Source organism: Paenibacillus sp. FSL H7-0714 (genome assembly GCF_038003765.1).
Taxonomy (GTDB): domain Bacteria; phylum Bacillota; class Bacilli; order Paenibacillales; family Paenibacillaceae; genus Paenibacillus_AQ.
In genome coordinates, this window is record NZ_JBBOPT010000001.1 from 42,506 (window position 1) to 53,909 (window position 11,404).

The 11,404-nt window shown below is 45.6% G+C and carries 14 protein-coding genes; 13 read left to right on the forward strand and 1 reads right to left on the reverse strand.

Features of this window, described 5'->3' with window-relative positions:
• Positions 1 to 107 precede the first annotated feature (107 nt).
• The 11 genes from NST34_RS00190 (at position 108) to NST34_RS00240 (ending at position 10,012) form a co-directional block, all read left to right on the forward strand.
• Positions 108 to 1,271, forward strand: coding sequence for a 3D domain-containing protein (locus NST34_RS00190; protein ID WP_076286881.1), 1,164 nt, complete (start codon positions 108 to 110; stop codon positions 1,269 to 1,271).
• Positions 1,272 to 1,447: 176 nt separating this feature from the next.
• Entirely contained in the window at positions 1,448 to 1,999 is a 552-nt protein-coding gene (gene rnmV / locus NST34_RS00195; protein ID WP_042183831.1) for a ribonuclease M5, read from the forward strand.
• Entirely contained in the window at positions 1,996 to 2,880 is an 885-nt protein-coding gene (rsmA, locus tag NST34_RS00200; protein ID WP_042183833.1) for a 16S rRNA (adenine(1518)-N(6)/adenine(1519)-N(6))-dimethyltransferase RsmA, read from the forward strand. Before rnmV ends, rsmA begins: the two co-directional genes overlap by 4 nt.
• A 71-nt stretch (positions 2,881 to 2,951) precedes the next feature.
• Entirely contained in the window at positions 2,952 to 3,854 is a 903-nt protein-coding gene (yabG, locus tag NST34_RS00205; protein WP_042183835.1) for a sporulation peptidase YabG, read from the forward strand.
• A 411-nt stretch (positions 3,855 to 4,265) separates the two neighbouring features.
• Positions 4,266 to 4,541 (forward strand): biofilm formation stimulator Veg, encoded by a 276-nt coding sequence (gene veg, locus NST34_RS00210; RefSeq protein WP_019914493.1) that lies wholly within the window; start codon positions 4,266 to 4,268, stop codon positions 4,539 to 4,541.
• A gap of 180 nt (positions 4,542 to 4,721) precedes the next feature.
• Positions 4,722 to 4,898, forward strand: coding sequence for a small, acid-soluble spore protein, alpha/beta type (locus NST34_RS00215; protein WP_042183837.1), 177 nt, complete (start codon positions 4,722 to 4,724; stop codon positions 4,896 to 4,898).
• Between the two features lie 140 nt (positions 4,899 to 5,038).
• The gene (gene ispE, locus NST34_RS00220; protein WP_042183839.1) at positions 5,039 to 5,893 is read left to right on the forward strand and encodes a 4-(cytidine 5'-diphospho)-2-C-methyl-D-erythritol kinase; all 855 of its coding nucleotides are present in this window, start codon (positions 5,039 to 5,041) and stop codon (positions 5,891 to 5,893) included.
• A gap of 76 nt (positions 5,894 to 5,969) precedes the next feature.
• Positions 5,970 to 6,797, forward strand: a complete 828-nt coding sequence (gene purR, locus NST34_RS00225; protein ID WP_042183840.1) for a pur operon repressor — start codon at positions 5,970 to 5,972, stop codon at positions 6,795 to 6,797.
• 210 nt (positions 6,798 to 7,007) lie between these two features.
• Positions 7,008 to 7,298, forward strand: a complete 291-nt coding sequence (spoVG, locus tag NST34_RS00230; RefSeq protein ID WP_042123119.1) for a septation regulator SpoVG — start codon at positions 7,008 to 7,010, stop codon at positions 7,296 to 7,298.
• Between the two features lie 272 nt (positions 7,299 to 7,570).
• Positions 7,571 to 8,971, forward strand: a complete 1,401-nt coding sequence (glmU, locus tag NST34_RS00235; RefSeq protein ID WP_341126925.1) for a bifunctional UDP-N-acetylglucosamine diphosphorylase/glucosamine-1-phosphate N-acetyltransferase GlmU — start codon at positions 7,571 to 7,573, stop codon at positions 8,969 to 8,971.
• A gap of 87 nt (positions 8,972 to 9,058) precedes the next feature.
• Positions 9,059 to 10,012, forward strand: a complete 954-nt coding sequence (locus tag NST34_RS00240) for a ribose-phosphate diphosphokinase (RefSeq protein ID WP_036678796.1) — start codon at positions 9,059 to 9,061, stop codon at positions 10,010 to 10,012.
• 139 nt (positions 10,013 to 10,151) lie between these two features.
• On the opposite strand, the gene NST34_RS00245 is transcribed toward NST34_RS00240, so the two are convergent.
• Positions 10,152 to 10,352 carry a hypothetical protein gene (locus tag NST34_RS00245; RefSeq protein ID WP_042183847.1) on the reverse strand — a complete coding sequence of 67 codons (201 nt, stop codon included), beginning with the start codon at positions 10,350 to 10,352 and terminating at the stop codon, positions 10,152 to 10,154.
• A 124-nt stretch (positions 10,353 to 10,476) separates the two neighbouring features.
• Between NST34_RS00245 and pth the strand changes: the two genes are divergently transcribed.
• Both pth and NST34_RS00255 read left to right on the forward strand, forming a co-directional pair.
• Positions 10,477 to 11,037, forward strand: a complete 561-nt coding sequence (pth, locus tag NST34_RS00250; RefSeq protein ID WP_042183849.1) for an aminoacyl-tRNA hydrolase — start codon at positions 10,477 to 10,479, stop codon at positions 11,035 to 11,037.
• An 84-nt stretch (positions 11,038 to 11,121) separates the two neighbouring features.
• Positions 11,122 to 11,352, forward strand: coding sequence for an anti-sigma-F factor Fin family protein (locus tag NST34_RS00255; RefSeq protein WP_341126926.1), 231 nt, complete (start codon positions 11,122 to 11,124; stop codon positions 11,350 to 11,352).
• Positions 11,353 to 11,404 lie beyond the last annotated feature (52 nt).

Consider the following 11,404-nt stretch of genomic DNA (forward strand, 5'->3'; position numbering starts at 1 on the left):
AAGTTATTACGTGCGTGTCCTGTGACAATCTCAAATAGTTTCGTCAAAGGAATTCAGTCCTCATGATATACAATTGACGACGGGGCTATGTAAGGAGGATGGAGAGAATGGGCGTATTCCAACCAGAAGTATCCCATGATTCGCAGTCATCCAGCAGGTCTTTCGCATTACGGTGGGAGCAAGTAAATACTCGCGTACTTTTACTTGCAGGCGTGATTTCAGTCGCTATCGCGCTACTTATTCTGCTGTACGTACACGGTCAAAGTAACAAACAATTATTTTTAGTAATAGACGGGCAAACACAGACGCTTGAAACGCGAGAAGCGCTTCTTGGTGATGTGTTGGAGAAAGAGCAAATTTCGCTGCAGCCGCATGATGAACTATCTTTAGGACTGAGTGATGAAATAAAAGACGGTGACCGTGTCGTTATCAATCGTGCGCAGAAAATTAGTCTTACTGCGGATGGAGCAACAAAAACGTTATATACGACCGAAGACACAATTGGTAAAGCAATTGAGAAAATGGGCATTACCCTAGAAGGTCATGATAAGATTTTCCCTTCGTTAGACACCACCATTTCTGCAAACATGGAGGTTAAGATTGTTCGCATCAACAAACAGACTGTACAGCGATCAACTAACTTACCCTTCAGAGTCATCAAGACAGCAGACCCCTCCCTTACTGTGGGAACAGTTAGAGTGGCACAGGCAGGCAAACCAGGCGTCATGATTCAGCATATTGAAAAGATCTACCAAGACGGAGAACTGGCCTCTATGCGCATGATTGGTAAGGAAGTACAAACGGTAACGAAAGATAAGATTATTGCCGTTGGTACCAAAGCACTTCCTAAGCCGGCTGTAGCTAAGACTACAACAACTTCCAAATCAAACACCACTTCAAAAACGGCTAAGGTTAGCGCCAAGACTAATAACGTCACAAGCAAGGCTGGCGTAGACTTTGAGTACAAGAAGATGATTAAGAACGTCTCCATGACAGCTTATTCATCAGAAGAGCCAGGTATTGGTACCAAAACTGCCTCCGGAACACGCGTAACGGAAGGTCGTACAATTGCGGTAGACCCGAATGTAATCCCTATTGGCTGGTGGGTATATATCGAGGGGCTTGGATTCCGCCGAGCAGAAGATACTGGCGGTGCCATTAAAGGCAATAAAGTAGATGTCTATTACGATTCACTGAGCCATGTCCGTAATTTCGGTCGTAAATCACGTACCGTTTATGTGATTGGACCTGTGAAGCCGGAGTTAAACTAGGCTGAAGCTTTTGCAAATTATTCTTTGATAAGCTATAGTGATGATAACCGTTAAGGAACGCCAGATGATCATTTCGTTGATCGCAGAGCAACCGCTCATCACTTATACATTCTTTAACCAAAAGAAGAGGAGCGAAACCTCTTCTTTTTTGCTTTTTTTGGAAGGAGTCAAGAGATATGATTAAGGAATTAATTGTCGTTGAAGGTAAGAGTGATACCGTCGCTGTTAAACGTGCTGTAGAAGCAGATACGATCGAAACAGGGGGCTCGGCTGTAGACCGGACCGTAATTGCGAAGATCGCGCTTGCTATGGAGCGTAGAGGAGTAATTATCCTTACTGACCCGGATCACGCGGGTGAACGAATTCGTAAGATTGTGTCCGCAAAGGTGCCGGGCTGCAAGCATGCCTTCATTCCGGAGAAGGACGCAACCCGCAAGGGAGATATTGGTGTGGAGAACGCTTCTCCAGAGGCGATTCGTCATGCGCTGCGGAATGTACATACCTCTTTTGAAGGTGCACCTGCTTTAATTGGACTTGATGATCTAATGGCCGCTGGAATGCTTGTACATCCTCGGGCAGCTGAAAGACGTATGGCACTTGGTAATTTGCTTGGAATCGGATATTGTAATGGCAAGCAGCTGTACAAGCGGCTGGCGATGTTTGGAATTACGCGGGAGGAATTTGCCGGAGCTCTCGCCCAAATTGATCAGGGGGGCATTACTTCATGAGTGGTAGAGAGGAAATTTCGACTCCAAAACGGACGAAAGAAATTATTCAACGTTATGGATTCAAGTTCAAGAAGAGCTTAGGACAGAATTTTTTGATTGATCAAAATATATTGGACAAGATTGTTGACGCTGCTGGGCTAGATAGTGAATCAGGGGCATTGGAAATCGGTCCTGGGATTGGTGCCCTGACGGAGCGTTTGGCGCTAACCGCTGGTGCGGTGACTGCTGTGGAGATCGACCGTAGGCTGATTCCTATTTTAAGGGACGTACTTTCCCCTTATCCGCATGTAAAGGTTCGTAATGATGATGTTCTGAATGTAAATCTGCAGGAGCTGTTCAAAGAAGATTTTGCATCCGTGAACAAGGTAAGCGTAGTTGCCAATCTGCCGTATTATGTAACTACTCCGATTCTGATGAAGCTGCTCGAAGAGAAGCTTCCGCTTGATAACATCGTTGTAATGATTCAGAAAGAGGTTGCGGAGCGTATGGCTGCTTCTCCGGGAGGAAAGGAATACGGGAGCCTTAGCATTGCCGTGCAGTACTACAGCGAGCCTGAGCTCGTCTGCATTGTGCCGCGTACGGTGTTCATTCCTCAACCTAATGTGGAGTCCGCTGTAATCCGTCTAAAGGTAAGAGAGCGTCCACCGGTAGAGGTTGAGAGTGAGAAGCACTTCTTTGAGGTCGTCCAAGCTTCTTTCACACAGCGTCGCAAGACGATTGCTAACAATCTCAAGGCTCGTTACTTCCCGGAAGAGGGACGTGAGCGTCTGGAGGCTTTACTCGCAGAAGCTGGTATTGAACCAACCCGTCGTGGAGAAACGTTAAGTCTAGAAGAATACGCCCGATTGAGCGGTGTTCTGTTAGCTGCTGGAATTGAATAAGCTAAAAACATAGCTAGTTATGAACCAACTGAGGCCTTTGCCCATACGATGGGGTAGAGGTGGTGGTTGTAATGAATTTAGGAGACTTGGTCGTTCGTAAATCTTATGGCGGAGATTTGACTTTTCGTGTAGATCATATTGTGCAGGACAGAGCCGTCATTAAAGGCACAGATTTCCGTCTGTTGGCGGATTCTCCTCTGAATGACTTGGTTCAAGTGCCTCCTACCCGAATTACGGAACGAGGACAGCAGGCACAGATTAAAGCGAATGAATCACTGACACAGCTGCGGAAAGACCGACAGGAGCAAAGTCAGCGGAGCGGGAGCGCTCTATCAGAAGGAGCATGGGCTCCATCGCCCAAGGAAGCTGCTTATTTTGAAGTACCGGGGAAAGTACTGCATCTGGATGGCGATCCAGCGTATTTGAATAAGAGCCTTAGCTTATACGAGCAATTGCGGATCCCTGCTGAAGGTCATCATGTTCATGAGTCCGCAATGGCTGACACTTTATACCGGCTGCTGCCCCGCGTGCGTCCAGATATTGTGGTGATTACCGGTCATGACGGGGTGCTGAAGCAACAGCATACTTACGATCTTCACAGTCTGAGCAGCTATAAAAATTCGCAAAACTTCGTAGCTGCTATTAGGGTAGCTAGGGATTATGAGCGAAATTTTGATGCGTTGACGATTGTTGCAGGTGCTTGTCAGTCACATTTTGAAGCACTGCTGGGGGCAGGGGCGAATTTCGCCAGTTCTCCTGGACGGATATTGATCCATGCCCTAGACCCAGTTTATGTAGCGGCAAAATCGTCGTTCACGCCCATTAGGGATACGGTGAATCTGAGTGAGGTTTTGAACAACACCATTAGTGGTAATCAGGGAATCGGCGGTATTGAGACCCGTGGCAGCTTCCGTATTGGGATGCCGCGTCTGCAGAACCTGTCAGCACTAAAAGTGACACCTTCCGCAATTTAATCGACAGGTACAGGTCTATTTTCAAAGCTAATAGGTAATTTGGAGTGGCCGAATAGAGTAACGCGAAGAAAGGGTGAGCGATGAGCTTAACCCTTTTTTTATATAAGAAAGTATAAGTTTCACGCTATACATTATCCTTATATTTCCCGCATAAACGCTAACCGTCCTTATAGGGACGCCAAAGGCGATTATGCTTGTGTGAAATGGTAGTTATCTTTAAAGATCGACAATGTTATTTTTCTTGCTTTGTGGTAAACCTATTACAGATAACAAGGCTATTAGTTCGCCTCTGATTCTCCGCAAAAAAATTCCGTTGACAACCAAATATTCATCATCTATAATTATTTATTTGCTTTGACAAACACCTGGGGAAGTTGTATAATGGACAAGAAAAGAGGTGGTCGTCAGGCAATGGCTAATAACGCGCTGTTGGAAATCAAACGCAGTCTCGAAGCTCACGTCGGTCATAAGATCACGTTGCGTGCAAACGGAGGTCGTCGTAAAACCGTAGAACGCACCGGTGTCCTGGAAGAAACGTACCCTTCTGTATTTATTGTCAAACTGGATCAGGAGCAGCAAACATTCAAGCGAGTCTCCTATAGCTATGCCGATATCCTTACTGAATCTGTGGAAATCACAGTATGTGAAGACGATGGGCAGATGCGGATTATGTATATTAAAGCTTAATGTTTCACGGGCAGCTTCCTTTGGAGGCTGTTTTTTATTTGTATCAGAAACGGTTGTCCTTCATAAAGGATGACCGTTTCTTTTTTTGCGTTAATATTCAGTGAATGATCCTTGTTCTTAGCAAGCATACTAATTGAGCAATCGGTTTATCATTTTCTTTCATAAGGGAGGAATTCCGTAATGAGCCGCAGAAAACGAGGCATGATGTCGGAAGAACTAAAGACAGAGTTAGCCAAGGAGCTTGGTTTTTACGAAACGGTGGAACGTGAAGGCTGGGGAGGAATACGGGCGAAGGATGCAGGTAATATGGTAAAAAGAGCGATTCAGCTCGCTGAAGAGGCAGCCCGGAAATCTTAATCTTTAGCGTGTGAACAATTATTTAACGAAAAAGGGTGCGTCTAACTGGCGACACCCTTTTATTATTGGACTTCATTAGAAGTTTTTCATATAATATGTTAAGTTGTTTTTACGGGAAAAGCTGAAGGTGGGTGAACGCCTTGAAAATGTATGAGAAGGCACCAGCTAAAATTAATTTGATGCTGGATGTGCTGCACAAGCGTGCTGACGGTTTTCATGAGGTGGAAATGATTATGACCATGGTAGATCTAGCAGACCGTTTAGAGCTGTCTGAGCTGCCAAGGGATACTATTATAATATCAAGTCAAGCGGGTTATATTCCCCTAGATGAGAAGAACCTGGCCTTTCAAGCGGCTAGGCTTATTAAAGAGCGTTATAACGTGAAGAGTGGTGTACATATCCATCTGGATAAAAGAATACCGGTCGCAGCTGGCCTGGCTGGCGGCAGCAGTGATGCAGCGGCTACCCTACGTGGTCTGAACCGACTGTGGCGCCTAGGTATACCTGCGCAGGAGCTGCAGGAGCTTGGCGCTGAGCTTGGCTCAGATGTGCCTTTCTGCGTTACAGGTGGCACTGCCTTGGCAACAGGTCGTGGCGAGAAGCTGACGCCGATTAAGAATCCTCCGCAATGCTGGGTAGTATTGGCTAAGCCACCTATCAATGTATCGACTGCGGAAGTATACGGACGTGTGCGGAGCAATAATATAGCTGTTCATCCTTCGGCTCGAAAGATGCAGGACGCGATCGAAGCTGGAGATTTTGGGGGCGTGTGTAATCATCTGGGCAATGTGCTTGAGGATGTTACCCTAAAGCTGCATCCAGAGGTCCAGCAGCTCAAAGAGGCGATGGTTAAGCTCGGAGCAGACGGAGTGTTAATGTCCGGCAGCGGTCCTACAGTGTTCGGTTTAGTGTCCAAGCAGTCTAAAGTAGCAAGAATTTATAATGGACTGCGAGGGTTCTGCAAGGAAGTCTATGCAGTGAGATCACTCAATTAGTATGCTTCTCTTGTGTAAACCCGTACAAAAGTGATATATTTTTCATAAAATATTCGGTTTTGGCGAGGAGCATTCCGTGAAGAAATTAAAAAGAAGCCAACGTTTGGTAGACATGACTCAGTTTTTACTTGAGCGGCCACATGACCTACTTCCGCTGTCTATATTTGCCGATCGGTATGGAGCGGCTAAGTCCTCCATCAGTGAAGATTTGGCGATCATAAAAGAAGTATTTGAAGGTGAGGGCATTGGAGAGCTTCAGACCTTAGCCGGTGCAGCAGGTGGAGTACGTTATATTCCTGTGATGCCTAAAGAAATGGCGCTCTCTTTTGTTAAACGTTTATGTGTGCAGCTGGAACAGACAGATCGGATATTACCTGGTGGTTATTTGTATATGTCGGACCTGCTTGGACTGCCATCTTTGATGGAGCAAGCAGGGAAGATCATCGCGACGGCCTTTTATGGATCGGAAATCGATGTGGTGATGACAGTAGAAACTAAAGGGATTCCGCTAGCCTATGCAACGGCAGCACAGCTCGGCTTGCCAGTAGTGCTGGTACGACGTGATCATCAGGTTACAGAAGGCTCAGCAGTAAGCATTAATTATGTATCTGGATCACATAAGAGCATACACACCATGTCTCTTTCTAGACGAGCACTCAAGGAGAAATCACGGGTACTCATTGTAGATGACTTCATGAAGGCAGGCGGGACCGTTCGAGGGATGGTTGATTTACTCGGTGAGTTCAATGCCGAAGTTGCTGGAGTGGGTGTGTTGGTCGAATCAGGCGCAGTAGAGACGGAAGAGCGTCTGTTGCATGACTATGTTTCTTTAGTGAAACTAAGCGAGGTAGACTCGAAAGAGCGGCGGATTTCCGCGCATCCGGGTAACTACTTTTCCTCTTGATAGATTGACGTTTCTTTGTTTTCAAAAAGCGTGGAAATTGTCGAAAACGTAAGGGATATTAAGAAAATCACCCGATGCGTGTCGAAAACAACAGATCCTAAAAAATATATTTCTTTTTTAGGTATTTTATGGAATCAAAAAGAAGGAATTCGCTTTGCTGTGTGGAATTATACACCAAGTCTCTGATGGAAAAAGGTGGTGAACACACACATGCAAATTACGGATGTCAGACTCCGCCGCGTTAACTCTGAGGGGAGAATGAAAGCAATCGCATCCATTACAATCGATAACGAGTTTGTTGTTCATGACATTCGCGTCATCGATGGTAATAACGGGATGTTTGTTGCAATGCCCAGCAAGCGTACACCGGATGGCGAATTCCGCGATATCGCTCACCCGATCTCTTCGGGAACACGCGAGAAGATTCAATCCGCGGTTCTGGCCGAGTACGATCGCGCCGCTACTGAAGAAGAAGAAGAAGTTATTGAAGAGGGAGCTTAGGCTGCCTCGGAAGACGGCTACCTTTTGGGTGGCGTAGGATCCGCCGTTTTTGATAAGATCATACCGAATATACTTCATGACTTAAGCAGCTTGATCTTGCAAGAAAAGCTAGCGCTAGTGAAGGATTTGACGACATCTTCGAAAGGCAGCGATAAATGCTTTTCTAACATGGGGTTTATAGAAAAGAGAACCATGACTTCATGGTTCTCTTTTCTTTTTGCCCGGAATGAGATATATTCAGTAGTGAGTTCAAGAGTAGGAGGTTGGCATTCTTGAAAAGAATGGCTGTAGTTCTTGCCGCAGGTCAAGGCAAGCGAATGAAATCTAAATTATATAAGGTGCTGCACCCCGTTTGCGGTAAGCCAATGGTAGGGCACGTGCTTGATACAGTAGAAGCGACCGGATGCCAGCGCACCGTTGTTGTTGTTGGGCATGGCGCAGAGAAGGTTAAGGCCTATGTAGGGCAAAGTGCGGAATACGTGCTGCAGGAAACTCAGCTCGGTACTGGTCACGCTGTCAAACAAGCTAAGGATTTGCTCGGTGGTGAAGAAGGAACGACGATTGTTGCTTATGGTGACACTCCGCTTATTACATCGGAGACGCTGATAGGATTGATGGCTCTGCATGAGGAGCGTCAGGCGGCAGCGACTGTATTAACCGCAGTAATGGATGATCCATCTGGATTAGGACGGATTATACGTAGTGAAGATGGCGGCTTAATGAAGATCGTAGAACAGAAAGATTGTAATGCCGAACAGGCAGCTATTCATGAAATCAACACAGGAATTTATTGCTTTGATAACATCAAGTTATTTTTGGCTTTAGAGAAGGTTACTAACAGCAATAATCAACAGGAATATTATTTGACAGATGTTATCAGTATTCTGCGTGAGCAAGGTGATCTTGTTCTAGCATTCCAGACTGAGGATGCTAACGAGTCTATTGGTGTTAATGACCGTTTAGCTTTATCTGATGCGGAAGGTATTATGCGTCAACGTATCAACCGCAAACATATGCTGGGTGGCGTAACCATAATCGATCCTGCCTCCACATATATCGGAGCAGATGTAGTCATTGGGTCGGATACAACGATCTATCCAGGAACCATCTTGAAGGGTAAAACTGTAATCGGTGAGAACTGTGTGATCGGACCGGCAAGTGAAATCGAAGATTGTCAGATCATGGACGACGCGACGATTAAGCAGTCCGTATTGAATCAAGCACAAGTTGGCGCACGGACTACCGTTGGGCCTTTTGCCTATTTGCGTCCAGGTTCTATACTTGGAGAAGAAGTGAAGGTTGGAGATTTCGTCGAGATCAAGAATGCTACGATTGGTGACGGTTCTAAGGTGTCACATCTTAGCTATATTGGCGACGCATCTGTGGGTAAGAATGTAAACGTCGGTTGCGGTGCGATTACTGTTAACTACGACGGGTATAATAAATTTACGACAACAATTGAAGACGATGCCTTTATCGGCAGTAACGTTAACCTTATTGCGCCGGTTTCTGTGGGCAAGGGGGCTTTTGTTGTAGCTGGTTCGACAATTACGCGTTCCGTTTCAGAGAACGATCTGGCTGTTGCCAGAGTGCGGCAGGAGAATAAACCGGGATATGCAGAGAAGATCCGTTCCCGTGCAAAAGCGAAGAAAGACCACTCGAGTCCATCGTAAAGCGTTGCTAAGAAGCGCCGGACGGACTTATATTTCCGCGCCGGCGCCTTTGGAAAGCTAAATTCCGTCACGGAGGGTTTAAATTTTATGACTTATTGTGATTCCAAATTAAAGATTTTCACCTGTAACTCCAACCCAAAGCTTGCTAGTCAAATCGCTGATTACATCGGAATTCCGATGGGTGAATCGCATACTACAAGTTTTAGCGATGGAGAAATTCAGGTCAAGCTGTCAGAGAGCGTTCGGGGTTGTCATGTGTATATTGTTCAATCCACCTGCGGCCCGGTTAATGACAACCTAATGGAGCTTTTAGTTATGGTGGATGCACTCAAACGCGCCTCCGCAAAAAGCATCAATGTGGTTATCCCTTACTATGGTTACGCTCGTCAAGATCGGAAAGCTCGTTCCCGTGACCCTATTACGGCCAAGCTGGTAGCAAATTTGATTGAAAAAGCCGGCGCCCACCGTGTAATTACGATGGACCTCCATGCTATGCAGATTCAGGGATTCTTTGATATTCCAGTGGATCACTTGCTGGGAGTTCCCATCCTGGCTCAGTATTTCCGTTCCAAACAAATCGAGAACCCAGTTGTCGTATCGCCAGATCACGGCGGTGTAGTACGTGCAAGAAAGCTTGCTGATTTCCTGAACGCTCCGCTTGCAATTATAGACAAGCGTCGTCCAGAGCCGAATGTCAGCGAAGTCATGAACATTATCGGTAATATTGAAGGTAAAACAGCCATTCTGATCGATGATATTATCGATACTGCTGGAACCATTGTACTTGGTGCTAATGCTTTGATGGAAGGCGGCGTGAAGGAAGTATACGCTTGCTGTACACACCCAGTATTGTCTGGTCCTGCACATGAACGTCTGGAGAATTCTCCAATTAAAGAGATTATCGTGACAGATACGATTCCAATTCGCAGCGCCAACCCAACTTCTAAACTCAAAGTGTTGTCCGTGGCTCCACTTATGGGTGAGGCAATTATCCGCGTTCATGAAGAGTTGTCGATTAGTAAATTGTTTGAAATTGAATAAATATAATCAATAAATTGCGAGAAATATAAGGATAATGTATAGCGTGAAACTTATACATTCTTATATTTTACAAAAGGGTTACACCTCCGTTCTCGGAGATGTAACCCTTATCGGCGTGATGCAGGTAGAAGCGCTGGCTTCAATACCCGGCGCGGGAGACGAAGGTGAATATGCTGCGGTTATAGAGTGTCCCTTGCAGCTCCACGAATCCTTCGTCCACTGCTGTCAATACACCAATGTCAATGTGCACGTCGCCTCTGTATATTTCCACAGGCACAGCATATTGGATATGGTACTGAAAATCGCGCTGATGTGTTAAGATTCCACTTTGATGTAGCATAGGTTATCACCTGTCTTCGGAGTATAATTTCGCTCTGGTTGCACAGAGATATGTAGATAAGATCTATTGTACCAAAAACGGACTTCTCTTGCCGGAGAGCCCGATGGAAAGGAAAGGTTCGATAATGAAATGGATTGTCGGATTGGGAAATCCGGGAACACAATATGCGAAAACAAGGCATAATGTTGGTTTTATGGCATTGGATGAGCTTGCGGCTCAGAACGGGATTTCCTTCAACCAAAGCAAATGTAAATCCGTGATCGGTGAAGGGGTTATCGGGGGAGTCAAAACCGTATTGATTAAACCGATGACCTTTATGAATTTGTCCGGTGAGGCCGTTCGCGCTTATATGGATTATTACAAAGTTAAACTAGAAGATATGATCGTCGTCTACGATGATCTGGATACCGAAATCGGAAAAATTCGCTTGCGTTATCAAGGTAGTGCTGGTGGGCATAACGGAATTAAATCGATCATTCAGCATGTAGGTACACAAAGCTTTAATCGGGTACGCATGGGTATTTCTCGCCCTGAACCGGGTTTTGCAATAGTGGATTATGTTCTCTCTTCTTTTCCTAAAAAGGAAGGCGATCCTCTGAAGCAGATGATCCTTAATACTTGTGATGCACTGGAGTTCAGCTTACAGAATTCATTCGAACAGACGATGGCTAAATTCAATGGTTGATCTGTAAACTCTGTTGGTTATGAGGCTAAAGATGATGCTCCCCGGACATACTGAAGGTATATAGTACCTTCAGGAGGCATATAGATGGCAATAAACTATGTATGTAGGCACTGCAAGACATCTCTAGGCAGCATTAATAGAAGTGATGTTACAGAAATGCAGTTGGGCCTTCATTCCTTGACCCCTGCGGAGCGCAGAGATATAATAGCGTATAATTCAGAAGGTGAGATCACGGTAAAGGTGACTTGCGACTATTGCAAGGAGGCTTTAGAGTATAATCCGGAGCTTAGCCTGCTGACGAGTCCGCTTCAGTAGGTGATAGCGCCTGTCTCTATCGTCATCCGCAAGCCTTGGCGTTACAGCTGAG

Bases quoted from the DNA above. Each gene is read 5' to 3' on its own strand.
- NST34_RS00190 (WP_076286881.1), top strand. From the start codon at position 108: ATGGGCGTATTCCAACCAGAAGTATCCCATGATTCGCAGTCATCCAGC.
- rnmV (WP_042183831.1), top strand. From the start codon at position 1,448: ATGATTAAGGAATTAATTGTCGTTGAAGGTAAGAGTGATACCGTCGCT.
- rsmA (WP_042183833.1), top strand. From the start codon at position 1,996: ATGAGTGGTAGAGAGGAAATTTCGACTCCAAAACGGACGAAAGAAATT.
- yabG (WP_042183835.1), top strand. From the start codon at position 2,952: ATGAATTTAGGAGACTTGGTCGTTCGTAAATCTTATGGCGGAGATTTG.
- veg (WP_019914493.1), top strand. From the start codon at position 4,266: ATGGCTAATAACGCGCTGTTGGAAATCAAACGCAGTCTCGAAGCTCAC.
- NST34_RS00215 (WP_042183837.1), top strand. From the start codon at position 4,722: ATGAGCCGCAGAAAACGAGGCATGATGTCGGAAGAACTAAAGACAGAG.
- spoVG (WP_042123119.1), top strand. From the start codon at position 7,008: ATGCAAATTACGGATGTCAGACTCCGCCGCGTTAACTCTGAGGGGAGA.
- NST34_RS00240 (WP_036678796.1), top strand. From the start codon at position 9,059: ATGACTTATTGTGATTCCAAATTAAAGATTTTCACCTGTAACTCCAAC.
- NST34_RS00245 (WP_042183847.1), bottom strand. From the start codon at position 10,352: ATGCTACATCAAAGTGGAATCTTAACACATCAGCGCGATTTTCAGTAC.
- pth (WP_042183849.1), top strand. From the start codon at position 10,477: ATGAAATGGATTGTCGGATTGGGAAATCCGGGAACACAATATGCGAAA.
- NST34_RS00255 (WP_341126926.1), top strand. From the start codon at position 11,122: ATGGCAATAAACTATGTATGTAGGCACTGCAAGACATCTCTAGGCAGC.